The organism is Pseudomonas sp. PDM09 (assembly GCF_014852305.1).
Classification (GTDB): domain Bacteria; phylum Pseudomonadota; class Gammaproteobacteria; order Pseudomonadales; family Pseudomonadaceae; genus Aquipseudomonas.
This window is the reverse complement of record NZ_JACVBI010000001.1, coordinates 508,747-534,276: the sequence shown is the minus strand read 5'-3', so window position 1 is coordinate 534,276 and position 25,530 is coordinate 508,747. Positions and strand designations below refer to the sequence as shown.

At 58.4% G+C, this 25,530-nt stretch carries 34 protein-coding genes; 9 read left to right on the top strand and 25 right to left on the bottom strand.

Translation table 11 applies throughout. The annotated features are described in order from the left end of the window. Window positions 1-8: 8 nt before the first annotated feature. On the bottom strand, window positions 9-1,355 hold the full coding sequence (locus IB250_RS02440; RefSeq protein ID WP_192342819.1) for a coproporphyrinogen III oxidase: 1,347 nt from the start codon (window positions 1,353-1,355) through the stop codon (window positions 9-11). A gap of 117 nt (window positions 1,356-1,472) precedes the next feature. Then, complete coding sequence (locus IB250_RS02435; RefSeq protein ID WP_192342818.1) at window positions 1,473-1,916, bottom strand: CopD family copper resistance protein; 444 nt, start codon at window positions 1,914-1,916, stop codon at window positions 1,473-1,475. A gap of 217 nt (window positions 1,917-2,133) precedes the next feature. Here IB250_RS02435 and IB250_RS02430 point away from each other — a divergent pair, with 217 nt between their 5' ends. Further along, window positions 2,134-2,844, top strand: a complete 711-nt coding sequence (locus IB250_RS02430; RefSeq protein WP_192342817.1) for an SOS response-associated peptidase family protein — start codon at window positions 2,134-2,136, stop codon at window positions 2,842-2,844. 75 nt (window positions 2,845-2,919) lie between these two features. Continuing rightward, window positions 2,920-3,336, top strand: a complete 417-nt coding sequence (locus tag IB250_RS02425; protein ID WP_123494235.1) for a CBS domain-containing protein — start codon at window positions 2,920-2,922, stop codon at window positions 3,334-3,336. Window positions 3,337-3,531: 195 nt separating this feature from the next. Here the strand turns inward: IB250_RS02425 and IB250_RS02420 are convergent, their stop codons facing one another. The 3 genes from IB250_RS02420 to IB250_RS02410 all read right to left on the bottom strand — a co-directional run bounded on the left by IB250_RS02420 (window position 3,532) and on the right by IB250_RS02410 (window position 4,577). Continuing rightward, window positions 3,532-3,786: a hypothetical protein gene (locus tag IB250_RS02420; protein WP_192342816.1), complete on the bottom strand. Its 255-nt coding sequence runs from the start codon at window positions 3,784-3,786 to the stop codon at window positions 3,532-3,534. A gap of 170 nt (window positions 3,787-3,956) precedes the next feature. Next, window positions 3,957-4,262, bottom strand: a complete 306-nt coding sequence (locus IB250_RS02415; protein WP_192342815.1) for a hypothetical protein — start codon at window positions 4,260-4,262, stop codon at window positions 3,957-3,959. A 120-nt stretch (window positions 4,263-4,382) separates the two neighbouring features. Next, window positions 4,383-4,577, bottom strand: coding sequence for a hypothetical protein (locus tag IB250_RS02410; protein WP_007895586.1), 195 nt, complete (start codon window positions 4,575-4,577; stop codon window positions 4,383-4,385). Window positions 4,578-4,765: 188 nt separating this feature from the next. On the opposite strand from IB250_RS02410, the gene IB250_RS28560 reads away from it, so the two are divergent. Further along, window positions 4,766-4,960: a hypothetical protein gene (locus IB250_RS28560; protein ID WP_123494229.1), complete on the top strand. Its 195-nt coding sequence runs from the start codon at window positions 4,766-4,768 to the stop codon at window positions 4,958-4,960. 261 nt (window positions 4,961-5,221) lie between these two features. On the opposite strand, the gene IB250_RS02405 is transcribed toward IB250_RS28560, so the two are convergent. The 3 genes from IB250_RS02405 to IB250_RS02395 all read right to left on the bottom strand — a co-directional run bounded on the left by IB250_RS02405 (window position 5,222) and on the right by IB250_RS02395 (window position 7,135). Continuing rightward, window positions 5,222-5,452, bottom strand: coding sequence for a hypothetical protein (locus IB250_RS02405; RefSeq protein ID WP_192342814.1), 231 nt, complete (start codon window positions 5,450-5,452; stop codon window positions 5,222-5,224). A gap of 116 nt (window positions 5,453-5,568) precedes the next feature. Beyond that, the gene (locus tag IB250_RS02400; protein ID WP_192342813.1) at window positions 5,569-5,805 is read right to left on the bottom strand and encodes a hypothetical protein; all 237 of its coding nucleotides are present in this window, start codon (window positions 5,803-5,805) and stop codon (window positions 5,569-5,571) included. 103 nt (window positions 5,806-5,908) lie between these two features. After that, complete coding sequence (locus tag IB250_RS02395) at window positions 5,909-7,135, bottom strand: RtcB family protein (RefSeq protein WP_192342812.1); 1,227 nt, start codon at window positions 7,133-7,135, stop codon at window positions 5,909-5,911. A 91-nt stretch (window positions 7,136-7,226) separates the two neighbouring features. Between IB250_RS02395 and IB250_RS02390 the strand changes: the two genes are divergently transcribed. Together IB250_RS02390 and osmE are read left to right on the top strand one after the other, a co-directional pair. Beyond that, window positions 7,227-7,466: a hypothetical protein gene (locus IB250_RS02390; protein ID WP_192342811.1), complete on the top strand. Its 240-nt coding sequence runs from the start codon at window positions 7,227-7,229 to the stop codon at window positions 7,464-7,466. An 11-nt stretch (window positions 7,467-7,477) separates the two neighbouring features. Continuing rightward, window positions 7,478-7,840 (top strand): osmotically-inducible lipoprotein OsmE, encoded by a 363-nt coding sequence (gene osmE, locus IB250_RS02385; RefSeq protein WP_123494221.1) that lies wholly within the window; start codon window positions 7,478-7,480, stop codon window positions 7,838-7,840. 153 nt (window positions 7,841-7,993) lie between these two features. On the opposite strand, the gene IB250_RS02380 is transcribed toward osmE, so the two are convergent. Further along, window positions 7,994-8,197: an SPOR domain-containing protein gene (locus IB250_RS02380; protein WP_192342810.1), complete on the bottom strand. Its 204-nt coding sequence runs from the start codon at window positions 8,195-8,197 to the stop codon at window positions 7,994-7,996. 221 nt (window positions 8,198-8,418) lie between these two features. Between IB250_RS02380 and IB250_RS02375 the strand changes: the two genes are divergently transcribed. Next, a complete protein-coding gene (locus IB250_RS02375; protein WP_192342809.1) occupies window positions 8,419-8,781 on the top strand; it encodes an NUDIX hydrolase in 363 nt (120 codons plus the stop codon). Window positions 8,782-8,814: 33 nt separating this feature from the next. Here IB250_RS02375 and IB250_RS02370 read toward each other — a convergent pair whose 3' ends face one another. The 8 genes from IB250_RS02370 to IB250_RS02335 form a co-directional block, all read right to left on the bottom strand. After that, entirely contained in the window at window positions 8,815-9,588 is a 774-nt protein-coding gene (locus tag IB250_RS02370; protein WP_192342808.1) for a 1,6-dihydroxycyclohexa-2,4-diene-1-carboxylate dehydrogenase, read from the bottom strand. A 206-nt stretch (window positions 9,589-9,794) separates the two neighbouring features. Further along, entirely contained in the window at window positions 9,795-10,808 is a 1,014-nt protein-coding gene (gene benC / locus IB250_RS02365; RefSeq protein WP_192342807.1) for a benzoate 1,2-dioxygenase electron transfer component BenC, read from the bottom strand. Between the two features lie 9 nt (window positions 10,809-10,817). Next, window positions 10,818-11,306, bottom strand: coding sequence for a benzoate 1,2-dioxygenase small subunit (benB, locus tag IB250_RS02360; RefSeq protein ID WP_008012367.1), 489 nt, complete (start codon window positions 11,304-11,306; stop codon window positions 10,818-10,820). Further along, window positions 11,303-12,667 carry a benzoate 1,2-dioxygenase large subunit gene (gene benA / locus IB250_RS02355; RefSeq protein ID WP_008072149.1) on the bottom strand — a complete coding sequence of 455 codons (1,365 nt, stop codon included), beginning with the start codon at window positions 12,665-12,667 and terminating at the stop codon, window positions 11,303-11,305. Before benA ends, benB begins: the two co-directional genes overlap by 4 nt. Before the next feature lie 255 nt (window positions 12,668-12,922). Next, window positions 12,923-13,882, bottom strand: coding sequence for an AraC family transcriptional regulator (locus IB250_RS02350; protein ID WP_123494213.1), 960 nt, complete (start codon window positions 13,880-13,882; stop codon window positions 12,923-12,925). Between the two features lie 193 nt (window positions 13,883-14,075). Continuing rightward, entirely contained in the window at window positions 14,076-15,005 is a 930-nt protein-coding gene (gene catA, locus IB250_RS02345; RefSeq protein ID WP_192342806.1) for a catechol 1,2-dioxygenase, read from the bottom strand. 51 nt (window positions 15,006-15,056) lie between these two features. After that, the gene (gene catC / locus IB250_RS02340) at window positions 15,057-15,347 is read right to left on the bottom strand and encodes a muconolactone Delta-isomerase (protein ID WP_192342805.1); all 291 of its coding nucleotides are present in this window, start codon (window positions 15,345-15,347) and stop codon (window positions 15,057-15,059) included. Window positions 15,348-15,357: 10 nt separating this feature from the next. After that, window positions 15,358-16,518: a muconate cycloisomerase family protein gene (locus tag IB250_RS02335; RefSeq protein WP_192342804.1), complete on the bottom strand. Its 1,161-nt coding sequence runs from the start codon at window positions 16,516-16,518 to the stop codon at window positions 15,358-15,360. A gap of 127 nt (window positions 16,519-16,645) precedes the next feature. Here IB250_RS02335 and IB250_RS02330 point away from each other — a divergent pair, with 127 nt between their 5' ends. Next, the gene (locus IB250_RS02330; protein ID WP_192342803.1) at window positions 16,646-17,536 is read left to right on the top strand and encodes a LysR family transcriptional regulator; all 891 of its coding nucleotides are present in this window, start codon (window positions 16,646-16,648) and stop codon (window positions 17,534-17,536) included. A gap of 1 nt (window position 17,537) precedes the next feature. Here IB250_RS02330 and IB250_RS02325 read toward each other — a convergent pair whose 3' ends face one another. The 5 genes from IB250_RS02325 to IB250_RS02305 all read right to left on the bottom strand — a co-directional run bounded on the left by IB250_RS02325 (window position 17,538) and on the right by IB250_RS02305 (window position 20,410). After that, window positions 17,538-17,789 carry a DUF1652 domain-containing protein gene (locus IB250_RS02325; RefSeq protein ID WP_192342802.1) on the bottom strand — a complete coding sequence of 84 codons (252 nt, stop codon included), beginning with the start codon at window positions 17,787-17,789 and terminating at the stop codon, window positions 17,538-17,540. Window positions 17,790-18,034: 245 nt separating this feature from the next. Beyond that, window positions 18,035-18,934 (bottom strand): polysaccharide deacetylase family protein, encoded by a 900-nt coding sequence (locus IB250_RS02320; protein ID WP_192342801.1) that lies wholly within the window; start codon window positions 18,932-18,934, stop codon window positions 18,035-18,037. A gap of 240 nt (window positions 18,935-19,174) precedes the next feature. Next, window positions 19,175-19,333 carry a hypothetical protein gene (locus IB250_RS02315; RefSeq protein ID WP_008075203.1) on the bottom strand — a complete coding sequence of 53 codons (159 nt, stop codon included), beginning with the start codon at window positions 19,331-19,333 and terminating at the stop codon, window positions 19,175-19,177. Between the two features lie 67 nt (window positions 19,334-19,400). Next, window positions 19,401-19,712 (bottom strand): AzlD domain-containing protein, encoded by a 312-nt coding sequence (locus tag IB250_RS02310; RefSeq protein WP_162830927.1) that lies wholly within the window; start codon window positions 19,710-19,712, stop codon window positions 19,401-19,403. Beyond that, complete coding sequence (locus IB250_RS02305) at window positions 19,712-20,410, bottom strand: AzlC family ABC transporter permease (protein WP_032830637.1); 699 nt, start codon at window positions 20,408-20,410, stop codon at window positions 19,712-19,714. The genes IB250_RS02310 and IB250_RS02305 overlap by 1 nt, the downstream gene beginning before the upstream one ends. Before the next feature lie 136 nt (window positions 20,411-20,546). On the opposite strand from IB250_RS02305, the gene IB250_RS02300 reads away from it, so the two are divergent. Continuing rightward, window positions 20,547-20,933: a DUF2784 domain-containing protein gene (locus tag IB250_RS02300; RefSeq protein WP_052966899.1), complete on the top strand. Its 387-nt coding sequence runs from the start codon at window positions 20,547-20,549 to the stop codon at window positions 20,931-20,933. 15 nt (window positions 20,934-20,948) lie between these two features. On the opposite strand, the gene IB250_RS02295 is transcribed toward IB250_RS02300, so the two are convergent. Beyond that, window positions 20,949-22,526 carry a sensor domain-containing diguanylate cyclase gene (locus tag IB250_RS02295; protein WP_192342800.1) on the bottom strand — a complete coding sequence of 526 codons (1,578 nt, stop codon included), beginning with the start codon at window positions 22,524-22,526 and terminating at the stop codon, window positions 20,949-20,951. 150 nt (window positions 22,527-22,676) lie between these two features. Continuing rightward, window positions 22,677-23,204, bottom strand: a complete 528-nt coding sequence (locus IB250_RS02290; protein WP_192342799.1) for a DUF3087 family protein — start codon at window positions 23,202-23,204, stop codon at window positions 22,677-22,679. Between the two features lie 226 nt (window positions 23,205-23,430). On the opposite strand from IB250_RS02290, the gene ppnN reads away from it, so the two are divergent. Beyond that, window positions 23,431-24,804, top strand: coding sequence for a nucleotide 5'-monophosphate nucleosidase PpnN (gene ppnN, locus IB250_RS02285; protein ID WP_123360795.1), 1,374 nt, complete (start codon window positions 23,431-23,433; stop codon window positions 24,802-24,804). 272 nt (window positions 24,805-25,076) lie between these two features. Here ppnN and IB250_RS02280 read toward each other — a convergent pair whose 3' ends face one another. Then, a complete protein-coding gene (locus tag IB250_RS02280; protein ID WP_192342798.1) occupies window positions 25,077-25,436 on the bottom strand; it encodes a DUF6124 family protein in 360 nt (119 codons plus the stop codon). Window positions 25,437-25,530: the final 94 nt, after the last annotated feature.

The window sequence follows — 25,530 nt, the reverse complement described above, 5'->3', positions numbered from 1 at the left end:
CAGGTGGGTTAATGCCTTGCACTGCCCGAATCCTTTTCAAACAGGTTGCAGATGGCATCCACTTCCGGCCGGCCGGCGGGAAGAATGCTGATGAAACGGTCCGACAATTCAATCAACCCCTCACGACTCAATTGCTCCAGCAATGGCCAGACAGATGAAAAATACTGATGGAAAATCAGCCCATAGCGCCGCTCGATGGCGCGGATATCCAGCTCTTGATCACACGCCAGACGCTCCATGACCATGTGCCGTATCTGATCCCCCGCCTCGAAACGCCAGCCACGAGACGTCGGCAATTGACCCCGGTCCAGTTGCTGCTGATAGCGCTCGATTGCGTCGGTGTTTTGCGTGTACAAATCGTCGATCTGACTGATAGCCCCCAAACCGAAGCCGATATGGTCGCAATAGCCGTGACGGGTAAAACCGTCACACGTGCGACGTAACCGGCCGCGCTCCTGAGCGATCGCCAGATCATCGTCGGGCCGCACAAACTGCCCCATACCGATGTAGTGATAGCCCACGGCGATCAACTGTTCGAAGGCGATCTGGCGCATCGCGCCTTTATCGTCCTGGCTGCACAGTTCCCTGACCTTGTCGCCGAGCCTTGGCCGATAGCGGCGTGGTGGTCGGGCATAGTCGAACACCATCAGCCTGTCCGGCTCCAGCTCAATGATCGCCGCCAGCTTCAGCGCGAAGCTTTCTGGCGTTTGCCAGGCATGGCCAAAACCCAGATCGACATTGATCGATCGATAACCAAAGGTGCGGGCGGCATCGATCAGTGAATGAATGGGGGCCGGATTCTGATAGCAGGCCACCGACATGTCACAGTCGGTGTCGATATCCGGAATGCCAATGCTGACATGATTGAATCCCTGGTTGCGCAGCGCGCCCATGGTCGTCCAATCGGTATGGTGAAGGTCGACGTCAACGCTGTAGTCGCCGCACTCATGTTCGAGAAAGTTGAACCGGCCACGCAGATGACTCATCAGCCGCTCGAGATCAGCGCTGGTGGGTGTTCCGCCGCCCAGATGAAATTGTTCGACCCGCTGCTGCGAACTCAGGTGACAACCGACGAGGTCGATCTCGTGTTCCAGGCGCTGGAGGTACTGTTCGATGTCGCCATGCTCGCAGGAGGCATCGCGCGGGGAACAAAAGGATGGCTTGAGCCGGGAAGGCAGCTGCACGTTCAGGGCGATCGGGCGTCGTTTCTGGCGGCTGACGCGCAAGGCACGGAGCAAATCCAGAGAGCCGATGCCGTCATGAAACTTTTGCGTGTCGGCATGGCAGTTGGGGTCGAGTACGCCCTGATCGCACCGAGCGATCAGCTCGCCGGGGGCGTGAGAAAAATCGAGCATGACAGGTCTCCGAGACTGGCTGCGGATCAACAGTGTCCGGGATTGGCGATCAACGCTCCTTGACTTGTATCAAGCGCAAGCCAAGTGCTTGCAGGACAGACCATCGGTCAGAAACGGTCACCACGTCAGGTAAAACATCCCCTTGGCCAGCAGCACAATGACGACCATATGGCCGAACACACTGCCATGGATGAAATGCAGGTATCGAGCGTTCATTCGGCCGCTTTTGAACAAAAACATGGCGCCCAGGAAATGCAGCAGCACGCTCACGGCGACCATGATTTTCAACAGCAACAAGGTGCTGAACGATGAGGCCATTGGCGTTGCAAGAACGGGCAAATAGCGCAGCCAGACCATGCCCAGCCCCGCGCCGAACAATACCAGCAGCACCCAAGGCATCAGGGTGCGGGCGCGGCGGCCAATACCCTCCTCGACCAGCAGCATCACTTTGGTGGGCAACTGTTTGCGGATGCTTTCCAGAAAAAGGACTTCGAAGAACACCGTGCCGATAAAGATCAGGGCGGCAAACAGATGAAAGGTCAGAAACAGCGGATAGAGCATGATTTTTCGCCCTCGATTCAGCTGTCGGTTTCTCCGCAGAATACAGAGCAACTCGGCTCAGGCGATTGACATCAATCAAGAAACCCGCGAATCCCCAATGTGGCCTGGTCGCGTGTCGCAAATGACCCTGTTTTTTGAAGGCGTTACTGGTTAGGCAGCCTCAAAACTCACCTTGAAACTATTGTCTAAGCTTAAGCTTCAGCATGAGGGCTCAGCCATGTGCGGACGACTTTCGCAGTATCGAGGTATCCACGAGTTCGTGGCGGCGCTGAGTATGCCCAACGCCCTGGTCAACAATGCTGGCGACCAGCCGCTCGAGCTCTACAACGCCGCGCCGTCGACTCAGCTCGCCCTCTTCCACGAGGAAAGCGGCATGTTGCACGCCGACAGGGTTCGTTGGGGCTGGCGACCGCACTGGGCCAGGGATCACGCGACACCGATCAACGCCAGGGTTGAGAAAGTCGCCCACGACCCATTCTTCAAGGAGATATGGCCGCACCGGGCAATTATTGCCATCGACAACTGGTTTGAATGGGTTTACGAGGGCGGTCCGAAGAAACAGCCGTACCTGATCCGTCGCAAGGATCACGCGCCGATCCTGTGCGCCGCCATTGGTCAGTATCCAAGGTACGAAAAGGAGCCGGAAGAGCATGACGGCTTCGTAATCATCACCGCGGACAGTGAAGGCGGCATGGTGGATATTCATGACCGTCGGCCTGTGACGCTCAGTCCCGAACTGGCTCGGGAATGGATTGACCCCTACACGCCCAAGGAGCGCGCCGAACAGATAATCCTGCAGGAACGCGAACCCTGCGACGTCTTCGAATGGTTCAAAGTGAACATGGCCGTGGGCAACGTGAGGAACCAGGGCTCAGAATTGATAGAGCCGATCTCCGCCACCATGACGAGTGGAGGCAAAACAATCTGAACCCGCACTTCCCTTCCAAGTCGAAAAAATTGGCAGCCCTTAATCACAGAAGCATCACTTTAAAGGAGTCTTTTCATGAAGATTTCGGAAGTTATGACGAAAGATGTTTTAACAGCCAAACCAAGCCAGACGATCCAGGAGGCCGCGAATATGATGGCCAGGATCGATAGCGGCGCCATCATGGTTGAGGAGCAAGAGCGTTTGGTTGGCATGATCACGGACCGGGATATAGCCATTAGAGCCGTAGCCGAAGGACTCCCCGGCAAAACCCCTATCAGTAAAGTAATGACTGGCGGCATCCGCTATTGCTTTGAGGATGAAGACATAGAGCACGTGGCTAAAAACATGGCGGACGTGCAACTGCGCCGTCTGCCCGTGCTTAACCGGGACAAGCGTCTGGTGGGCGTCGTATCGTTGGGAAACATTGCCAGCACTCGATCTCAATCCGCCGCTGCGACGGTTTTGCGCGGAGTGGCACAGGCTCATCATTAACCGGGCCGCTAAGCGTTCATCAGGATTAAAACTCGCATGGATCTGGCACGCTCGCCTGGCCTGGAATCCTGTTCGAAACCCGTCTTCAGGGTCAGGCGAGTCCTTGTGCACACATCCACCGCAACCGTCTCGCAGAGATAACCTTCCCACACCCAGTCCGTCGTTCGCTGGGTCGCATGCTTATTGCACGACACATCAGTTTGGCTCGACGAGCAGGTCCTCGTCCTCCGCGCCTAGCGCCGGCTCTTTGTCTTCCAATTTGTCGGTTTCACGCTTCTTTTTCAGGCGGGCTCGAGCGCGCTCGGTGTCATAGATCTTTCCCTCGGCCAAGCTGCTCAGGGTTGTTGAAATCCGATAGAAACCACCGCACGGCTCGCAATGAATGCGCAAGCCACTCCCGTACGAAGAATCTTCCAGCGCATAAGTATTTCCACAAAGCGGGCAGTTCATAGCCACCTCCTGATCATTCAGCCATAGCCGCTTCAGCCCGCCATCAACGCTGACAACCTGGATAGGGAGAGTGACAAATAGCGGGGATGCTCTTCTGAAACTTGTTCCTCATCGACCTATCGTCCGATAGATCGAGCAAATGCCCGCGCTGACGGTGTTACAGCCAGGACCTAATCCGAAGTCTGCGGCTCCTTGGAGCGAATCGGCGCGATGACCGACCTCTCCTCGGTGTCGCGATGCAATAAGGCAACGTGGTAGTCATAGGTGGATATCAACGGCACCGGCTCATCAATTCGAGACATCTCAAGCCATCGTCTTGTGCGTTCGATGTCAAAGAACTCGTTCTTTAATTTCATTTTCGCCACAAGGTTCGCAGAGACCTTGTAGCGTCCACATCCGGCCGGGCATTTGATTTCTGACCAGTCGTCAGCCGCATGAACAGTATTAGAGGCCGCCTGACAAATTAGGCACTTCATGTTCGATCTCCGTATCCATGAACTACCAACTGTAGACGATCCGCGACCAAGGAGCGTTCACTTCGCAGAAAGATAAAAGCATCAAAAAGCGAAGAGCCCAGCGCAATGGCTGGGCTGCGGTTATCTTCTGTTTTCCAGCATCTTATCGGCGAGTGCTTTGGCCCTTTGGATTAACAGATTCTGCCTGTCTTCGTGGGTGGCTTCTCCTACCACCGGTGCCGTCAGATTGCTTTCGGCAATCAACGCGGCACAGAAGTATTGATCCCAAACAGCGCCTTGCTCCGACTCCTGTCTATTCATTTGGTCGGCGATCATATGCGGCTCCTTTTGATGAGGTAGCCCTTTAAGTTTACTCCCGAATCGTGGACTACCCGCGTCGCGAAGGATGACCGGCACCTCATTGCAATCCGTCGACTGGCGACAAGTCGTTTCCTCAACTAGGATTTTTAGCGCACAGGACTTCGCCCACTGTATTGTCGGGCGACTCATCAAAGGAGAGATAGATGACATCTACTCGAATTTCCGAGCAAACCTATCGTGGATGGTCCAACCCCATCTTGCTCGAACTCAAGGAGAGAGAACATCAGCTAAGCCCTTCGGCACGCCAGGCTCTGCAAAATGTCCTGGTGGAGAGAAGGCTTCTTGACACTGGCAATCCATCCGGCAGCGATCGGCGCAAGGCTGATCCAGTCGGGTAACGACAGGCATCAATAACGTTTGTCCACGCTCATCATCGACGCTGCTGGCTCTCTGCCGGCAGCGCGTTCGTAAGCCATTCCAAATTCCAGACAAAAAAAAAGCCCAGGCAGCTGATGGACGCCTGGGCTTTAAAAATGCATAAACCGTGGTGGTGAACGCGAGGCAATATTACCCAATCGCGCGACTTGTAACAAGATATTCTGACTCACTATCCAGTTACTAAATATCCTAACTCATTAAATATCCACACTATTTTTAAGTCATCTGCTGACTGTTCCACTCCCGACACCATCGCTTGTAGCGGAAAAAGCTCCCCGTGCATCGCGCACCAGCTCACGCCATTCGGCGTTGTTTATGAGCCCGGCTCCCTCCATTTCATCCGCAACTTTCAGCAATTTGTCGTAGTGTTCTTCACAATCCATCCCGACCTCCGGTTCTCTCAAGAGCCGGTACCAGGCATCGAGGGCTGCCTTTTTTCGATCATCATTCATGGCCAAACTCCCTGGGGCTGTCAGCTCTTGGAAGTTGATTCAGGAATGACCGTTCCTCAGTTCCGACATACGGCAGCTGCGGCGTTACAAACAATCCCGGACAGCCAGCGATGTCTCTAGAAAGGGGCTTCGCCCTGCCCCGGCTCAGCCCCCGAGCCGGACTCGGGATACGATCTCGCATTGAGGTACGTCATCCATCGCTCGTACGCTTCATGCTGCCATTTCATGACCCGCTCCCATTCCGGACCGCTCATCTGATGCGCCGAGATCAGTTTCATCATTTCCGTGGTGGCCGCATCCAGGTCAACGATCAGCTCATGTGCATGGTGTTTGAAATCATCGGTAGTCGTCATTTTCGAGATGGCCTCGCCCCAGCGAATAAATCACTACCTCAATACGACAGCAGAGCTGTTATCTCACGTTAATGTTCCCGACCAATGGAAGCACCTTCCATCACTATCCCTTCACGCAGACCACCTGCCGCAAAGTGTGCAGCACTTCCACCAGATCACGCTGTGCGTACATGACTTTATCGATGTCCTTGTAGGCCATCGGAATCTCATCGATGACCGCCGCATCCTTGCGGCACTCCACATGAGCGGTCGCGCGAATCTGGTCCGCGACAGTGAAGGTATTTTTGGCTTTGGTGCGGCTCATGGTCCGACCAGCACCGTGGCTGCAGGAACAGAACGATTGCTCGTTGCCAAGCCCGCGAACGATGAAGCTTTTGGCGCCCATGGAGCCGGGAATAATCCCCAGTTCGCCCTTCTTCGCCGACACCGCGCCCTTGCGGGTGACCAGGACGTCTTCACCGAAGTGCCGCTCTTTCTGCACGTAGTTGTGGTGGCAGTTCACTGCCTCCAGCGCGACCTCGAAAGGTTTGCGGATCACTTGCCGCGCTGCCTGAATCACCGCCTGCATCATCAATGCCCGGTTCTGCCGAGCGAAGTCCTGAGCCCAGCCCACCGCTTCGACGTAGTCATCGAAGTGCCGGCTGCCCTCCTTGAAATAGGCCAGATCGCGGTCCGGCAGATTGGCGATGTGCTGGCGCATGTCCGCTTGAGCCAATTGAATGAACAGAGTCCCGATAGCATTGCCAACGCCGCGAGAGCCGCTGTGCAGCATGAACCAGACGCGGTTGGCCTCGTCCAGGCAGACCTCGATGAAGTGATTACCGGTACCGAGGGTGCCCAGGTGCTGACGGTTGTTGGTGCTGGCGAGTTTCGGGTATTTGTCGGTGATCGCCTTGAACCGTGAGCTCAGCGCCGCCCAGGCTTGATCGGCCTGGTGTGGAACGTGGTTCCAGGCGCCTTCATCACGGCGGCCACGGCTCAACGTGCGGCCATGTGGCACGGCTTTTTCGATGGCACTACGCAGGCCGTGCAGGTTGTCCGGCAAGTCGTCGGCGGTCAGCGACGTGCGCGCGGCAATCATGCCGCAGCCGATGTCCACTCCCACGGCCGCCGGAATGATCGCGCCCACGGTGGGGATCACGCTGCCGATGGTGGACCCTTTGCCCAGATGCACGTCCGGCATCACCGCCAGGTGCCTGAAGATAAATGGCATCTTCGCGATATTGATCAATTGCTGCCGGGCTTCGCTTTCAACCGGCACTCCCTCGGCCCAGAGTTTGATCGGCTTGCCGTTGGCGACTTCCAGCAATTGGTAGACAGGTTTTTGCATGATTTCGACTCTCTTGCGATCAGACGAACATAACGCTCCAGACAGGTAAATAGGACTACTATTTCGTAGCGGGGAATTGCAGGAGGTCATCATGTGGCTTAACGAATATGAACAGCAACTTCGGCGCGACCTGCAAGGTGTAGCCTCGGACCTGAGGTGGTCGGCGGTAGAGCTTTTGCGCATCGCAGAGCAGTTGCGCCTGGCCGGCAATGATGTGGACGCAGAGGCAACACTAAGGCTGTGCGCGTTGTTCCAGGGCGATGAAGAGCGACTGGCGGGCTATGCTGAAGAAGTAAAGGCAAAATCCATCACTCGAACGAAAGCTCACTAGAGAGCGCTGCCATGAACAAGCGTCTATGCGCGCTGATCGCCGTGCTGGCGGCGTCAGGTGGCTGCAACACGGAATCACACATTTATCGAGACCAACCGCTGGTCGCCAAGGTCGAGACTGGCATGAGCAAGGAACAAGTCCAGCAGATTGGCGGCCAGCCTTTATCGATCACCAAGCGCACGGTGGAACCTGGTACCTGCTTTGACTACAAGCTGACCCAGGCCGGCCATCAGCAGCCGTACAACGTCAGTTTCGACAAGCTGGGCAAGGTCGACCACAAAAGCTTCATGACCTGTGCGCAATGGAGTCGTGCCCAACAAAAAGCCAGAGAATATTCCCCTTCCACAGGCGGGATGGGTGGCGGCGGCTACTGACCTGTAGCAGCTGCCGAGCCTGCGAGGCTGCGTTCGGCTGCGAAGCAGTCGTAACCTTGCATACAAGGTCATACTGAAACACCGCGCCGCCTGAAATCACGACTGCTTCGCAGCCGAACGCAGCCTCGCAGGCTCGGCAGCTGCTACAACGCACTATTTGTCTGGTTTGTGGCTACGCGACGCTTTACCCGACCGCGCTCTGTAGGCGGGAAGCGAAGCTGCATAAGCCAGCGCCTCCTCTCTGCTGCCAAAGGCTCCCAACCGGTCACCTTTGGTGCACACCCGCCAGGGGCCGTTATTCACGCTGAGTACGTCGTAGCCGTTCATGTGCATTTTGGTCAGCATCGGAACGCTCATAGTCACCTCCATTTCGGCAGTGATAGTCCTGGATCGACTCAACTACCTTACACCCGACCTTCACTGAAGTGCCAACCAGACGTCGCGTCAGGATTCCGGCATTTCATTGCACTTTCAGCCGGCCTGTCGACTCCAACCCTTGAAGCAGACACTTCTGCGGATTTCGGTCTGAATATTGCATTTTTATGTCTGTTTTGTGACAGATGGCAGTCGAGTAACCCATGAAAGTACGTGCAACCGTCATTTGCGAGCAGGATCGGCATATCCTCCTCGTGCGCAAACCCAGGGGGCGCTGGACCCTGCCGGGCGGAAAAGTCGAGCCTGGCGAAACTGCTGCGGGCGCGGCCACAAGAGAGCTTTACGAAGAAACAGGGCTTGAGGTCGACGACCTGCTGTACTTGATGGAATGGGAAACGACCAGCACTCGGCATCATGTCTACGAGGCGTTGGTCGTAAACTTGGCAGAGGCTCGACCACAGAATGAAATCTTTGACTGCATCTGGTATCCGCTGGACGCGGTACAAAACCTGAACACAAGCGACGCCACGCTCAAAATCGTCAAAGCGTTTCAGCGTCGCTTGTAGATCACAGGTATTAACCGCGCGACTGCAAGCCACTCAGCCCAGATCGCCGCCTCCGACCGGCATGACCATGCCGGTGATGTAAGAGGCTTCGTCGCTGGCCAGAAACAGGATAGCGCTCGCCTGCTCATCCAGCGTGCCGTAGCGCTTCATCAAACTGCTGTCGAGGGTCTGGTCGACAATCTGCTGATACCAAAGCTTTTCCTGAGCGCTCTGTTGCGCGGTGTTGCGTGGGATCAGGCGCGGTGGCGCCTCGGTGCCACCGGGGGCGGTCGCGTTGACCCGCACGCCACGACCGGCCGTTTCGAACGCCAGGCAAGCGGTCAGCGCATTGACCCCGCCCTTCGCCGCACCGTACGGCACGCGATTGACGCTGCGGGTGGCAATGGACGAAACGTTGACGATGGCACCGCTGCCTTGTTCGAGCATGAACGGCAGCGCGGCATGGCAACACCATAATGTCGGAAACAACGAACGGCGAACTTCGGCTTCGATCTGCGCCTCTTCATAGTGCTCGAAAGGCTTGGCCCAGATCGTGCCGCCAACATTATTGACCAGCACGTCGAGGCGACCAAAGCGTTCGACAGCGGTGCGCATCACGCGCAAGCATTCGCTGTATTGCTCAAGGTCGGCGGTCAGGGCGAGCACCTGGCTGCCCTGTCCTAATTCCTTCTGGAGTTCGAACACCAGCTCGGAGCGGTCGACCAAAATCAGTCGTGCACCTTCGCCGGCCATGCGTTCAGCCACACGCCGGCCGATGCCTTGGGCGGCACCGGTAATCAGCGCGACTTTTTCGTGGAATCTGTTCATGTGTACCTCGTGACGAAGGATGCCGGTCCGTTAGGACGTACCGGACGAAACACTGTCCTGTGGGAGCGAGCCTGCTCGCGATAGCTGTCTCACTGGCGACATCCCAGGTGAATGTTCCGGCCTCTTCGCGAGCAGGCTCGCTCCCACATTGGGATCTTTGCCGAGCACGGTATTTGTGTACGACTTCGCTCCCACAACAGCCCGGCTCAAGCCGCGCTGGCGGCAAATTTCTCGTAGTAGAAGTTCACCGGCGCAATGCCTTGTTCGCGGATGAACTGGCTGACCGCTTCGACCATCGGCGGCGGGCCGCACAGGTAGACGTCGACGTCGCCATCGTTCAAATGCCGTGGCTCGATGTGTTGGGTCACGTACCCCTTGAGCGGGTGCCGACTGTCGGGATTGGCCACGCAGGCACTGAAGCTGAAGTTCGCAATTCGTGCGGCGAAGGCTTCGAGGCGATCGAGTTCCACCAGGTCGAAATCGTTGGTCACGCCGTAGATCAGATGCAGCGGATGTTCGCTGCCCTGTTCGGCGATTCTTTCCAGCATCGCGGTAAACGGCGCCAGACCGGTGCCACCGGCCAGCAGCAACAATGGACGGCGGATGTCGCGCAGATAGAAGCTGCCCAAAGGCCCGGCGAGGCTCATGCTGTCACCGGCCTTGGCCATGCCGGTGAGGAAACTGCTCATCAAGCCGCCGGGCACGTTGCGAATCAGAAAGCTGACTTCGCCGTCGCGCTGCAACGAGCTGAACGAGTAAGCGCGGGTCTGCTCACTGCCGGGCACCCCGAGGTTCACATACTGCCCCGGCAGGAACGCCAGCTTGCTCAGGGCTTCGCCCTTGATCGACAGCGCGATGGTGCTGTCGGACAACTGACGCACGGCGCTGATGGTTGCGTCGTAACTGGCCTGACGGGTGCGGCAGACATCCGATGAAACCGGCACCCGCACCACGCAATCGCTCTGCGCCCGCATCTGGCAGGTCAGGACAAAACCCTGTTGCGCTTCGTCGGCGCTGAGGGCGTCTTCGATGTAGTCCTCGCCCAAATCATAGCGGCCAGCCTCGGCGAAGCACTTGCAGGTTCCGCAAGCGCCGTCGCGGCAGTCCAGTGGAATATTGATGCCCTGGCGATACGCGGCATCGGCCACGGTTTCCCCAGCATTGGCGTCGATGAATCGGGTGACGCCGTCTTCGAAATTGAATGCAATGGAATGAGTCATGACGCCGCCTCAGAGGTGGTAGACATCGATGACCTGGCGAACGTAGTCGTTCTTCAGGATCACTTTCTTGGCCTTGATCAACGGGTTCTCACCGCGCACATCCAGGGTGTAGAAACTGCTGCCGAAATAGCTGTCGACGGTCTTGTAGCGAAAGCTCAGGGTGTGCCAGTTGAAGCGCACCTTGCACAGCCCGTCGGCCTGTTCGAGCAGCTCGATATTGCTGAGGTTGTGCGAGGTGCGGGTGTCCGGCACGCTGGCACTGGAACGCTCGGTCTTGATGCGGAAGATGCGGTCTTCCAGGCCGGTGCGGTTGCCGTACCAGATCAGCGAGATTTCCCGCTGCGGGTCTTCTGTCAGCTCGTCGTTGTCATCCCAGGACGGCATCCAGAATGTCGCGTCCGGCGCGTACAACTCCAGCCAGTCGTCCCAATGTTTGTCGTCGAGGTAGCGTGCTTCGCGGTAGAGAAAGTCGCGCACCGCGTCATAGGTAATGGTCATTGCACGGCCTCCACTGCAATCAGTTCGGACTGCTCCGCGGCCAACGCCTTGAGCATCGTTTGCTGCCAATACTTGTGTTGCAGCACGAACAGGCCTTCGTCTTCGGTACGCACGCCGCTGAGCAGCGGATGCAGGTCGATTTCCTTGGCCGCGTCATCAGCGCCTTCGACCCAATGTTCGGCGCCACGGGACATGTCGTTCCACGTGGTGACGCTGCCCTGGTAACCCGTCTGACAGGAGCGAAACTCTTCCAGATCGTCCGGGGTCGCCATGCCGCTGACGTTGAAGAAATCCTCGTACTGACGAATCCGGCTCGAACGGGCGTGGTCGCTTTCGCCTTTGGGGGCGATGCAGTAAATGGTGATTTCGGTGCGGTTGACCGAGATCGGCCGGGCGATGCGGATCTGCGAGCTGAACTGGTCCATCAGGTACACGTTCGGGTACAGGCACAGGTTGCGCGAGTTCTCGATCATCCAGTCGGCGCGAGCCTTGCCGAAATCCCGGGCCAACTCGTCGCGACGCTCGTACAGCGGACGGTCCTCGGGGTTGGACCAACGGGTCCAGAGCAGCATGTGGCCCTTGTCGAAGGAATAGAAACCGCCGCCCTGCTTGGCCCAGGTGCCGGCGCTCATGGTCGGATTGCAATCGCCGGCTTCGCGCTGTTTGCGCTGGTTCTGGGTCGCCGCGTAGTTCCAGTGCACCGAGCTGACGTGATAACCGTCGGCACCGTTTTCGGCGGTGAGTTTCCAGTTGCCTTCGTAGATGTAGCTGGAGGAACCGCGCAGCACTTCCAGGCCATCGGCGGACTGGTCGACGATCATGTCGATGATCTTCGCCGACTCGCCCAGGTGCTCAACCAGCGGCACGACATCGGCCTTGAGGCTGCCGAACAGGAAGCCGCGATAGGATTCGAAACGCGCGACTTTGGTCAGGTCGTGGGAACCTTCGCAATTGAAGCTCGCCGGGTAGCCAGCCGCTGCCGGGTCCTTGACCTTGAGCAGCTTGCCGGAGTTGTTGAAGGTCCAGCCGTGGAATGGGCAGGTGTACGAACTCTTGTTGCCGGTCTTGTGCCGGCAGAGCATCGCGCCACGGTGGCTGCACGCATTGATAAAGGCGTTCAGTTCACCGTCCTTGTTGCGCGCGATGAAGATCGACTGACGCCCCATGGTGGTGGTGTAGAAATCGTTGTTGTTGGGGATCTGGCTTTCATGGGCGAGATACAGCCAATTGCCTTCAAAGATGTGTTCCATCTCGAGGTCGAACAGCCGTGGATCGGTGAACATCTCGCGCTTGCAGCGATAGATGCCCTGCTCAGGGTCTTCTTCAAGCAGGGAGTGAAGGTATTCGGGTCGCAGGGACATGGCCGCCGCCTCCATTGTTTTTATTCAGGCAGGGCCATGCTAGGACGAGAGGATGGGGCGGACTATCCGCAGGGTGCAGACCTGTATCCGTTTACTGCAATCCGTTAGTGCTGATGCCTGATCGTTCCCACGCTCTGCGTGGGAATGCAGCCCGGGACGCTCTGCGTCCCAATAGCGGACGGGGAGCGTCCGTTGAGGCATTCCCACGCGGGAGCGTGGGAACGATCAAACAGCGGTGGGGTGGCGTTTGCGAGGTCAATGACGGCGCTTGAGGGTGTCGGAAGGCAATTCGCCGAACTGTTTGCGGTAGCTGTCGGAGAACCGGCCCAGGTGCAGAAAACCGTAATCCATGGCCACTTGCGTGACGTTGCGCACGTTGCAGGTCGGGTCGCTCAGGTTGGCGTGAATGCGTTCGAGCTTTTTCTGCCGGATGTAGTTTTTCGGCGTGTCCCCCGCGTTGCGCTCGAACAACCCATACAGCGAACGCAGGCTCATCCGCGCCTGACGCGCCAGTTCTTCGCTGTCGATGTCCTGCTTGAGGTTGCACGCGATGTAATCGACCAGCGCCTCGAACGTGGCCGAGGGTGAGCCGGGATCGGTGCGCATGACGTTGGTCTTCATCAGGCCAAGCATCTTGCTGACAACGATTTGCGCATAGTGCTCCTGCACCCGGGGAATCTGCTCGGTGGCTTCCGCCTCCTGGCAAATCATCGCCAGCAGACCGACGAAACCTTCCAGCTCATTGAGCTGATAACGGTTCTCCAGAAACCGTACGCCCTGCCCCGGGTACCGCCAGCGCTGCTCTTCGCACACCGACTCCAGCAGCCGGCTGGGGACTTTCAGGATGAATTTTTCGCAATCACTGGAATAGGTCAGATCCACTGGATCGTCAGGGTTGATCAGCAGCAACTCGCCGGGAGCGAAGTAATGTTCCTGACCATGGCCACGCCACAGGCAGTTGCCGCGCAGCAGCACTTGCAAGTGATAGATGCTGTCCAGCGCATGGGACATAACCCGCACGCTGGCGCCGTAACTGATGCGGCACAGGTCGAGGCTGGCGAATTTGCGATGATCGAGGCTGGCCAGCGGCCGGCCGGCCCTGGGCATCCGCAGGCAATGATTGCCGACATGCTGATTGACGTAGCCCGACACCGCGTAGGGGTCGGCATGGTCGAAGACTCTGCTGCGATGACTCAACAATTGCGCTTGCATCATCGGATCACTCTCATTGTTGTTATCGATTGCGTCAGGCCATTCCAGGGCAGTGCTCATATCGATGTGTCAGTTGACCGACCTGTGGGAGCGAGCCCTGCTCGCGAAAGGGCCATCAGCTTCAACATCAACGTTGACTGACACTCCGCTTTCGCGAGCAAGCTCGCTCCCACAAAGGTTCGGCTGGTCGAGAGTATCAGTCCTCGAGCGCGCGAACCCGTTCGTGGCGTTGCTGCTCCTCAGGCTGGGCAGACGACTGCAGGGTGAAGTCAAAATCGATTTCGGCAAAGCGCCCGCTTACACCGTGGGCCGCCGCACGCTGCGGATCATCGCTGAAGGTGATCTTGGCGATCAGTTCGTCACGGGTGGCATAGGCGAAATCGTCATGCAGGTACTGATCGCCGTCGAGGTTGATCTGGGTGGTCAGGTGACGATGATCCGGCGCGGAGATGAAGAAGTGAATGTGCGCCGGACGCTGGCCATGACGGCCCAGTTGATCGAGCAATTGCTGGGTCGGACCGTCCGGCGGGCAGCCGTAGCCCGACGGCACGATGCTGCGAAAACGGTACCGGCCCTCGGTATCGGTAACGATACGACGACGCAGGTTGAATTCCGATTGAGTGGTATCGAAGTACGAATAAGTGCCGCCGGTGTTGGCGTGCCAGACATCCACCACCGCGCCAGCCAGCGGTTCGCCGGCGGTGTTGCGCACCTGGCCTTGCATGAACAGCACCACACCCGGATCGACGCCGTCATCCAGCCGCGCTTCGCCTTCCGATATTGGCGCACCGGCCACATACAGTGGCCCTTCAATGGTCCGCGGTGTGCCGCCGGCTTTGCCGGCCTGCTCGTCTTCGGCGTCCATCAGCAGGTCGAGGTAATGCTCCAGACCGAGCCCGGCCACCACCAACCCGGCCTCTTGACGCGCACCCAGCACGTTGAGGTAGTTGACGGCTTTCCAGAATTCTTCCGGGGTCACGGCCAGGTCTTCGATGATGTTCACCGAATCCCGCAGGATGCGATAAATCAGCGCCTTGACCCGCGGGTCGCCGGCTTCGTTATGCAGACCGCTGGCGTCTTCGAGAAACTTCTGGGCACTGGCAGTGTGGGAAATCTTGACGTTCATGGTGGTTCCTCATCTTGTAATTATTAGCGTAGCGAACTGAACAGGCTGGGTTCAGCGGTCATCCTCGCGAATGGAAGAAGGATGCCGGCACATCGCGGTGACTTCGATGGCCATGTACGGGTACAGCGGCAATTGCATCAGCAGGTCATGCAGTTCCTGAACGCTGTCGACATCGAACACGCTGTAATTGGCATAGAGCCCGGCGATGCGCCATAGATGACGCCACTTGCCTTGCTCTTGCAGGCGCTGGGCCAGGGCCTTTTCGTCGGCCTTGAGCTGAGCGGCGCGTTCCCGGTTCATGTCGACCGGTAAATTCACAGTCATTTTTACGTGAAACAGCATGATGCCCTCCTCAGGCTTGATGAACGGCAGTGGATATGGTCCTGGATACTTTGTCCCGACGGAAAAACGCCAGGCGCTCTTCATCCAGAACAAGGCCCAGCCCCGGTGTTTGCGGGACGTGCAGTTGGAAATCACGGTAGACCAATGGCTCGCTGAGAATGTCTTCGGTAAGCAGCAGCGGGCCGAACAGCTCGGTGTCCCAGCCCAGTGTGTTCAGCGTGACGAAGGCATGGGCCGAGGCCAGCGTGCCGATACCGCCTTCGAGCATGGTGCCGCCGTACAGGCCAATACCGGCCGCCTCGGCAATCGCGGCGGTTCGCAACACGGCACGTGGGCCGCCGTTCTTGGCGATTTTCAGGGCGAATACCGAAGCCGCGCCCTCCCGCGCCAGGTTGAAGGCATCTTCCACGCATTCGATGGATTCATCGGCCATGATCGGCGCCGGGCTCACGGTATTCAGGCGCACCATACCGGCGCGGTTATTGCGCGAGATCGGTTGTTCGATCAGGTCGATGCCGTTACTTCCGAGGATCCGGCACGCCCGCAGGGCAACCGCTTCGTCCCAGGCCTGATTGACATCGACCCGCACGCTGGCGCGATCGCCCAGTGCCTTTTTGATCGCAATGACGTGGGCCAGGTCGCGGTTGACCTCGCCTGCGCCGATTTTCAGCTTGAAGATCCGATGGCGGCGCAGGTCGAGCATTTGCTCCGCTTCGGCAATGTCCTTGGCGGTGTCGCCGCTGGCCAGGGTCCACGCCACCGAAAGCGCATCACGAACGCGACCGCCCAGCAGTTCGCTGACCGGCAGCCCCAGGCGCTTGCCTTGGGCGTCGAGCAAGGCGCTTTCGATACCCGATTTGGCGAAGGTGTTGCCACGAATGCTGCGCTCCAGGCGCAACATTGCGGCATTCACATTGCCGCTGTCCTGGCCGAGCAGCAATGGCGCGAAGTGTGTATCGATATTGGTCTTGATGCTGTCCGGGCTTTCGTTGCCATAGGCCAGACCGCCAATGGTGGTCGATTCACCAATCCCTTCAATACCGTCGGCACAGCGCACACGGATGATCACCAAGGTCTGGTTTTGCATCGTGTGCATCGCCAGCTTGTGCGGGCGGATGGTCGGCAGATCGACGATGATCGTCTCGATCGATTCAATGGCAGTTGCACGCATGTCGATACCCGTCAGGTTCTTAAAGTTCTGGAACGGATTCTCGTACGGCTTTTTCCGGGCGGCCAATATAGAATTGGTCTGGCTCGATACCTTAAAGGTATTTAACAGATCAGCGTCCGGAGGCCTCATGGAACTGCGTCACCTGCGGTATTTTCAGGTGTTGGCTCAAACCCTCAACTTCACCCGCGCGGCCGAACTGCTGCACATCGCCCAACCGCCGCTGAGCCGGCAGATCCAGCAGCTGGAAGACGAACTCGGGGTGCTGCTGCTGGAGCGCGGCCGACCGCTGAAGCTGACCGACGCCGGACGGTTTTTCCACGAACATTCCACCGCCCTGCTCGAACAACTGGGCAAGGTGTGCGACAACACACGGCGGATCGGGCTGGGCGAAAAGACCTGGCTGGGCATCGGCTTTGCGCCATCGACACTCTATGGCGTGCTGCCGGAACTGATTCGCCGACTGCGCAGCGGCGAACCTCTGGCGCTTGAGTTGGGGCTCTCGGAAATGACTACGTTGCAACAGGTGCAGGCGCTCAAGGCCGGGCGCATCGACATTGGTTTCGGGCGAATCCGCATCGACGACCCGGCGATCATCCAGACTGTTTTAACTGAAGACCGGCTGGTCGCCGCCCTGCCCGCCGGCCATCCATTACTGGCCGGACCGATCAGCCTTCGTGACCTGGCAAAAGAACCCTTCGTGCTCTATCCCGGCAACCCGCGGCCCAGCTACGCCGACCACGTGATCGCGTTATTCGAATCCTATGGCGTGCACATCAACGTGGCGCAATGGACCAATGAGCTGCAAACAGCGATCGGTCTGGTGGGCGCGGGAATCGGGGTGACGTTGGTGCCGGCCTCAGTGCAGTTGCTGCACCGCGACGACATTGGCTTCACCCCGGTGCTGGAAGACAACGCGACCTCGCCGATCATCCTCAGCAGACGCGTGGGCGATGTATCGCCGGGGTTGAATCATTGTTTGCAGATGATCGATGAACTGCTGCCGCGCGAAGGTTCGTAAATCAAGCCATGACTCCGGCAAACGCTCGGCGCCCGGCGCGCATTTCGGTGCGAAGTTCGCCGATCAGGTTGGAAATATCGCGGACACTGGTCAACTCGTCGGGCGATACGCCGGTAATCAACAGTTCAATCCGCCCGGTGCTGTGATCGAAGACCTTGATCCGCAATGTTTCATCGCGATTCACGGTGCATTCGCAGGACAACGGTTTGAAACCGGACTCCACAATGCTGCAAAGCTGGGGAACTGGAATCATGGCGAGCGCCCTCGGGGACGGTTTTCCGATTGGATCCACTCAGCGTAGATCAACTTGCGCAACTCGCCAGCGAGTTCTGTAGCAGCTGCCGAGCCTGCGAGGCTGCGTTCGGCTGCGCAGCAGTCGCGAATCCAGCTAACGCGGTTTGCCTGATACACCGCAAGTTCTGGTTTGACGACTGCTGCGCAGCCGAACGCAGCCTCGCAGGCTCGACAGCTGCTACACAGTTAATCGCCCGACATCGATCAGTGGGTATCTGCGCCCCATAACCAGTTCCAGATCCCTGGCAACTCAACCGCTTCTGAACTGTCACGGACAGTACGCGCCATGGCCGCCCGTTGCAGCGCTGCCGTATCGTCGTAAAACGCTTTCTGCGCCGTGGCCAGACCGGTGGCACTGGCACTGTCGAGGAGGATTTGCAGGTATTCCCGGGTATGCCGGGCGGTGTAGCGATTCAGGTCGTGAAAGGTCACCACCACCGGAATCACCCCGTCCACCGTCGGCAACTCGCCGAGGGCAATGCGCTCTCGGACTTCGGACAGTTGCCGCAGCATATTGGCCCGCCGACGGGGGCTGGCGTTGAAGCCCCAGATCTTGCCGTCATTGGCGCTCAGGTCGGTCAACAATACGTGCATGCCATGTTGTTGATAGGCCGCAAAGGTGCGCTTGTCGTAGTTCCAGAACGGCGGGCGCACCAGGGTCGGCGTGGTTTTGCTGATCGCGGTGATGTCTGCGCTGCCATCAGTAAGCGACTGTTCCAGCTCTTCCGGGTCCAGAGAACGATGGTTGGTGTGTCGGCGCGTGGCGGTGTGGAAGCCCAGCAGGTGACCTTCGGCGTGTTCGCGACGCATGATCTGTCGACCCGCTTCACTGCCGCCGGCGCGTGAGTCACGGGTCTGCACGAAGAACACCGCTTTAATGTCGGGTTGCAGCGGATTGCGCGCGAGGCTGTCGAGCACGGTGATGGTCGGGTTGTAAAAACCGGACGCGCTGGGCCCGTCATCAAAGGTCAGCAGAAAGCGGATCGGCGCTTGCTCGCGCAGACTTTGTTGCGTCTGCGGCGTCATTTCAATGGGCGCGGCAATGCAGCCCAGCAGGCCGACTGCGATGGCGAACGCGGAGAAAACCTTGACCAGCTGCTTCATGTTTTGCCTTGGACCAGACCTTGCGGTCATCACGTTTAATGGCAAAAACCCCTCGCCCATTCATCCCTCGACCGGCCCGCAGATCGCTGCAAGCCGAGGTTGGATAAGGGTACACAGTGTTTGGTTCCGGGGGGCGTCAAAAGGAAGATGAAGACTCTGTGCCATGTTCTGCAATTTTCAGGCATTGGAAGCTAAAAAGCCCCGCCATCAGTGGCAGGGCTTTTGGCAGGTGCAGATCTGTCAGGGCTTCAGCGGGCGCTCCTGGTCGCGGTCCGACAGTTCTTTACCGTCGTCGGGATGCTTCCAGTCAGGCGTCGAACGCCTCTGCCGCTCGAGCTCTTCCTCCGTCGGCTCATCGATGTCCTCATCCGGGTCCGGACGCTTTGGTTCAGTGGCCATGTCCACCTCCATTCCTCAAGGGATCAGTCATCTTCCTTAAGCGTAGAACAGTTTCTCCGGGGACGACTCAGAGCCACCACCGCAGCAAAAAGAAGAACCCCATGCTCAACAACATGCTGAGCAAGGTGTTACGGGTGTAAAGGACCAGGCCCACGGCCACCAGCGAACTGATCAGGTACGGGTTGTCCCACTGCAGGTTCAACTGCTTGTCGGGCATGAACACGATCGGCCCGCAGATGGCGGTAAGCATGCCCGGCACTGCGAAACCGAGGAACTGCCGGGCATTGCTGCTCAAGCGCACCGGCAGCCGAGGCTCGAGAAATACGTAGCGGTTCAGGAACACCAGCAGGCCCATCCCGATAATCACAGCCCAGACCATCATGTGCGCCCCACATAGAGTTTGTTGCAGATAAAGCCTGCGGTCATGCCCGCCAACCCCGACAACACCAGGGCCGAGCCCCATTGCCAATAGCTGAACAGCACCGAACAGAACAGTGAAACCGCCACGCAGACCACCGTCGGAACATTGCGCACCACTGGCGTGATCAAGGCGATAAAGGTCGCCGCGATGGAAAAGTCCAGCCCCAGGTGTTCCAGGCCCGGAATGCTGCTGCCCAGCACAATGCCCGCCAGGGTGAAGAGGTTCCACGCGATGTAAAACGTCAGGCCCACGCCCAGGGCATACCAACGATTGAACTGCTGTTTGTCATGCTGACTGGTCAGGGCGAACAACTCGTCAGTGAGCAAAAAGCCCAACCCCACACGCCAGCGACCCGGCAACGGGGAAATCACTGAACGCATGCTCATCCCGTAAAGCAAATGCTGGGAGGTCAGCAACAGCGTGGTCAACAGAATCGAAAAGACCCCGGCACCGCCCTTGAGCATGCCGATGGCGACCAGTTGAGCCGCGCCGGCAAACACGATGCTCGACAGCCCCTGGCCTTGCAGCGGTGTGAGATTGGCCTCGATGGCCATGGATCCGGCCAGCAACCCCCAAGGCGCGGTCGCCAGGGACAACGGCATGATGGCTGCGGCACCGCGAAGGAATGCACTGCGCGGCATGAGTGAGTTCGACATAACGCTCTACAACCAGGGAAAGACTCCAGACTGTGCCAGCAGTCACGGCCCATGGCTTGAACTATCTTGCGCACTTTTGGCGATTATCCGGCGCGAGTACCATGGAACGATTCACATAACGCGTCAGGGAATCGACATGCTTTACCGAATCGCCGCTGACGGGCTGGTCCTGTCTCACTTGTTGTTCATTCTGTTCGTGCTGTTCGGCGGGCTGCTGGTGCTCAAATGGCACCACCTGGCCTGGTGGCACCTGCCCGCCGCCGCGTGGGGCGTGATCGTGGAAGTTTTCCACCTGACGTGCCCACTGACCGATTGGGAAAACCTCATGCGCCACGCGGCCGGGCAAACCGGTTATGGCGGCGGTTTTATTGAACATTACGTGTGGCCGATTATTTATCCGGCCGGGCTGACCCCCACGATTCAGCTAGGGTTGGGCAGCGTGGTGCTGGCGATCAACGTGCTGATCTACCTGCGGCTGATCCGCTTATGGAAGCTGCGACATCCGACTCATTCAGGGCAATAACCGCTCTGGTTGAGTTCAGTTGGCAATGACGCTCATATTCCGGCCACTGGCCTTGGCCACATACAGCGCTTTGTCTGCGGCGCCGATCAAATCTTCGGGCTGGCTCTGCGCCGTCTGGTTGTAGGCACAGACCCCCAGGCTGACCGTGACGAGGCCTTCGGGGCTGCCGCTATGCTTGATGTCGATTTGCTGAACCGCGCGACGGATCTTTTCCGCCACCAGAAACGCCCCCACATAATCGGTGCCGGGCAGCACCACCGTAAACTCCTCACCACCGAATCGGGCAGCAAGATCGCCGGGGCGCTGGATGTTGTCGGTGATGACGGTGCTGATCTTGCGCAAACACTCATCGCCCGCCAAATGACCGTAGTGATCATTGAAACTCTTGAAATGATCGACATCGATCATCAGCAACGCAAGGCTGGTGTGGGTACGCCTGGCACGGCCCATTTCCGCCAGGATGAACAGGTCGAATTGACGCCGGTTGGAAAGGCCGGTCAGTGCATCCTCCAGAGCCAGCAACTTGAGGCTATGGTTGACCTCAATGAGTTTTTCCTGAGCCTCCAGCAATTCGTTCTGAATATTATTCTGCTGCTTCATGACACGGATCAGGCGATAGCCGAGAACGCTCACAAACCCCAGCAGCAATGCGACGATCCCCGCACTGAGCATTGACTCCTGCACCCAGCTGGCCAGGACTTCTTTTTTGTCGAGCGCGGCAAAAACGATAAGCGGATAACCCTCCACCCGCCGAAACCCCACCACCCGCTCCACCCCGTCCACGTAGGATCTGACGATTGCCGTACCGGAATCGCCCTTGGGCAACAGTTGGGTAAACAGCGGCCCCTTGGCGACGCTGGTGCCGATATCGGTTTCCTTGAACGGGCGGCGAACGACGATGGTGGCGTCGTCGGCGATCAAATTGACCACCCCGTTACTGCCCATGTCGATGCTGTTGTACAGGTCCAGGAAATGGTTGAGAAAGATCGAAGCCACCACCACGCCGGCAAACCGGCCATCGGCGTGATTGATCCGGCGTGACACGGTCATGATCCACTCACCGGTCGAGCGACTTTTTATCGCCGGACCGATATGAGGGCCGCGGTCGGGATGATCACGGTGGTAGATGAAATATTCACGGTCGGAATTATTGGCATTGGGCGGTATGACGTTAATGGCGTTGGCGAGCCAGCGTCCTTCTTCGTCGAATACGAATAACCCATGGATCTGCGCCAGCTCACTGCGCTGGGCGTGGAGCAAACGTTGCAGTCTGGGCATTTTCGCCGGTTCCATGCCGTCGATTTCGAGGCGATCCACCAAGGCAAACAGCAGCGTGTCGGCCTGCTTGATCGATGCCTGCGCCTGCGAGGCGAGGGTTTGCGCCAGGTTGGACATCTCCACTTCGCTGCCGCGCAAATGATACTGACGGGCATTCCAGCCTTCACCGATCACGATGGCCGTCATGGACAGGCACACCGCAACGAGCAGGAAGACTGCGTATCGAACCTTGAGTTTCGACTCAACCTGCCCGGGTAACCAAGGCGTGGCGAGTCGGGTGCTTTCGATACGATCTTTGACGGACGGATGCCCCATGACGCTCCCTTAATCCCTTATGACATGGCGAATTTTCCCGTTCGCCCTTTTAGCGCCAGCCAGCCGTGGCTGGCGCTCAGACCACTATGACTCATCAACGAATACGATAGGTGATTTGCGCGAAAATGCTCATCGCCAACAATCGCAAGGCTACATCTGCGTCTGTTTCACCGCCTCAAGCCAGGCCGGATTCAATTGCGTCTGTTCGGTCTCGATGCCCAGCGCTTCCATCCGCGCCTTGTGTTGGTCCATCTCACGGGTCAGCTGGCTATGGTCGCTGGAGTTGCCGTCCAACTGGTGCATCTGACTCAACCCCAAGTGATAAAAACGCAGCAGCTTCATGGCGCTCGGATCGCCCTTCTCCACTGCCGCCGTCACCTGGTGCATGACGTTGGTGATGCTCATCAGGCTGCGCTTGAGCTGCCAACCATAGACCGCTGGCGCCATCCATTCCTGGGTCCAGAACTTGCCGCGCATCAGCGCCGCCATCAGCAACAATGCGGCAAACACGCCGCCCACGTTGAAACGCAGATTGTCGCCGCCGGGCTCGCCGAACAGCGCCACCGCCGCCGTGGACAGCACCATCGCCAGCGCCAGGAACATCAGGGCGATGATCACCGTGCTGCGCCGCGTCTGGCGTCGATAGGTTTGGGCATTCATCGGCTGGATTTCGAACATCGCGACGGGATTCCTTACGTCAATGGAAAAGGCTCTGTGGCAAAAAGAGTGCGGGGCATTATCGCCTCCCCGAAGGATTTAGCTATGCTGGGGCTCCTTTTCATCTTTCCATCGTCAAACGGGGAACATGGCGATACAGCGCAGTTCGTGCCATCTTCTCCATGGATACACACTATTCGGATGCCATGCGCCTGCCGGCGGGTGACATCGTTTTAAGGATCATTGAATGACCCAACGACATGTAATCAACGCCTCGGTCAGCCCTAAAGGCAGCTTGGAAACACTGTCCCAACGTGAAGTACAGCAACTGAGCGAAGCCGGAACCGGCCTCACCTACACCCTTTTCCGCCAGTGCGCCCTGGCCATCCTCAATACCGGCGCTCACGTCGATAACGCCAAGACCATTCTGGAAGCCTACAAAGACTTCGAAATCCGCATTCACCAGCAAGACCGCGGCGTACGCCTGGAACTGCTGAACGCCCCGGCCGACGCTTTCGTCGATGGCGAAATGATCGCCAGCACCCGTGAAATGCTCTTCAGCGCCCTGCGCGACATCGTCTACACCGAAAACGAACTCGACGCCTTGAGCATCGACCTGAGCACCTCCCAGGGCATCAGCGACTACGTCTTCCACCTGCTGCGCAACGCCCGCACCCTGCGCCCCGGTGTCGAACCGAAAATCGTGGTGTGCTGGGGCGGCCACTCGATCAACACCGAAGAATACAAATACACCAAGAAAGTCGGCCACGAGCTCGGCCTGCGCAGCCTGGACATCTGCACCGGTTGCGGCCCGGGCGTGATGAAAGGCCCGATGAAAGGCGCGACCATCGCCCACGCCAAGCAGCGCATCCACGGTGGCCGCTACCTCGGCTTGACCGAACCCGGGATCATCGCCGCCGAAGCGCCGAACCCGATCGTCAACGAACTGGTGATCCTGCCGGACATCGAAAAACGTCTGGAAGCCTTCGTCCGCGTCGGTCACGGCATCATCATTTTCCCGGGTGGCGCGGGCACAGCCGAAGAATTCCTGTACCTGCTCGGCATCCTGATGCACCCGGACAATGAAAGCCTGCCCTTCCCCGTGGTCCTCACCGGGCCGAAAAGCGCCGCGCCGTATCTGGAGCAGTTGCACGCCTTCGTCGGTGCCACCCTCGGTGAAGCCGCGCAGCAACACTACGAGATCATCATCGACGACCCGGTTGAAGTGGCGCGGCAGATGACTCAGGGCCTCAAAGAGGTCAAACAGTTCCGCCGCGAGCGCAACGACGCGTTCCATTTCAACTGGCTGCTGAAGATCGACGAAGGCTTCCAGCGCCCGTTCGACCCGACCCACGCCAACATGGCCAACCTGCAACTGAGCCGCAACCTGCCCTCCCACGAACTGGCCGCCAACCTGCGCCGCGCGTTCTCCGGCATCGTCGCCGGCAACGTCAAGGACAAGGGCATTCGCCTGATCGAAGAACACGGGCCGTACCAGATCCGTGGCGATGCGGCGGTGATGCAGCCGCTGGACAAATTGCTCAAAGCCTTCGTCGCCCAGCACCGGATGAAACTGCCGGGCGGCGCGGAATATGTGCCGTGTTATCAGGTGGTGGCGTAACAATATTGATGTGAGCTTTAACATCACCCCTGTGGGAGCGGGCTTGCTCGCGAAGGCGGCGTAACAGTCGACATCTCTGTTGAATGTTAAGCTGCTTTCGCGAGCAAGCCCGCTCCCACACTTTGACAAGAAACCCCGCGTGCTGCGGGGTTTTGATCGTTCCCACGCTCTGCGTGGGAATGCCTCAACGGACGCTCTGCGTTCGGCTCTGGAAGGGACGCGGAGCGTCCCGGGCTGCATTCCCACGCAGAGCATGGGAACGATCATCCTCGCTAACCTCGCGGATCGAAGTTATCCAGCACCCGGTTCACCGCCAGCTCTCCGAGCATGACCACCGATTGAATCCCCAACATCATGTTGCGATGTGGCATGTCCATCAACCCGGCGAACTCACTGAGCATCATGCTCGCTGACGCCAGGGATTCGCAGGCGTTGACCAGCAGGGTTTCGTTATCGACCTCGGCGCCGACATGGTAAATGGTGCTGGGTTTGCGCTTGGTGTGTTTGGGGATGGGCGGTTTGAGGTAGTAATCGAGGGCGCGGTCGGCGGCTTCGTTGAGTTTTTTCGAATCGAGGGATTCGTAGGGGGATGTTGGATCGGTTTCCGGTGGGTTGGGTGTGGCTTTGAACATGGTAATGCCCCTTGATTAGTGGAGCCGCCACGGTTCGCTGCGAAACGAAGATAGGTGGCAGCTGTACGCAGGTTCGCAGACCGGGAATCAAGGA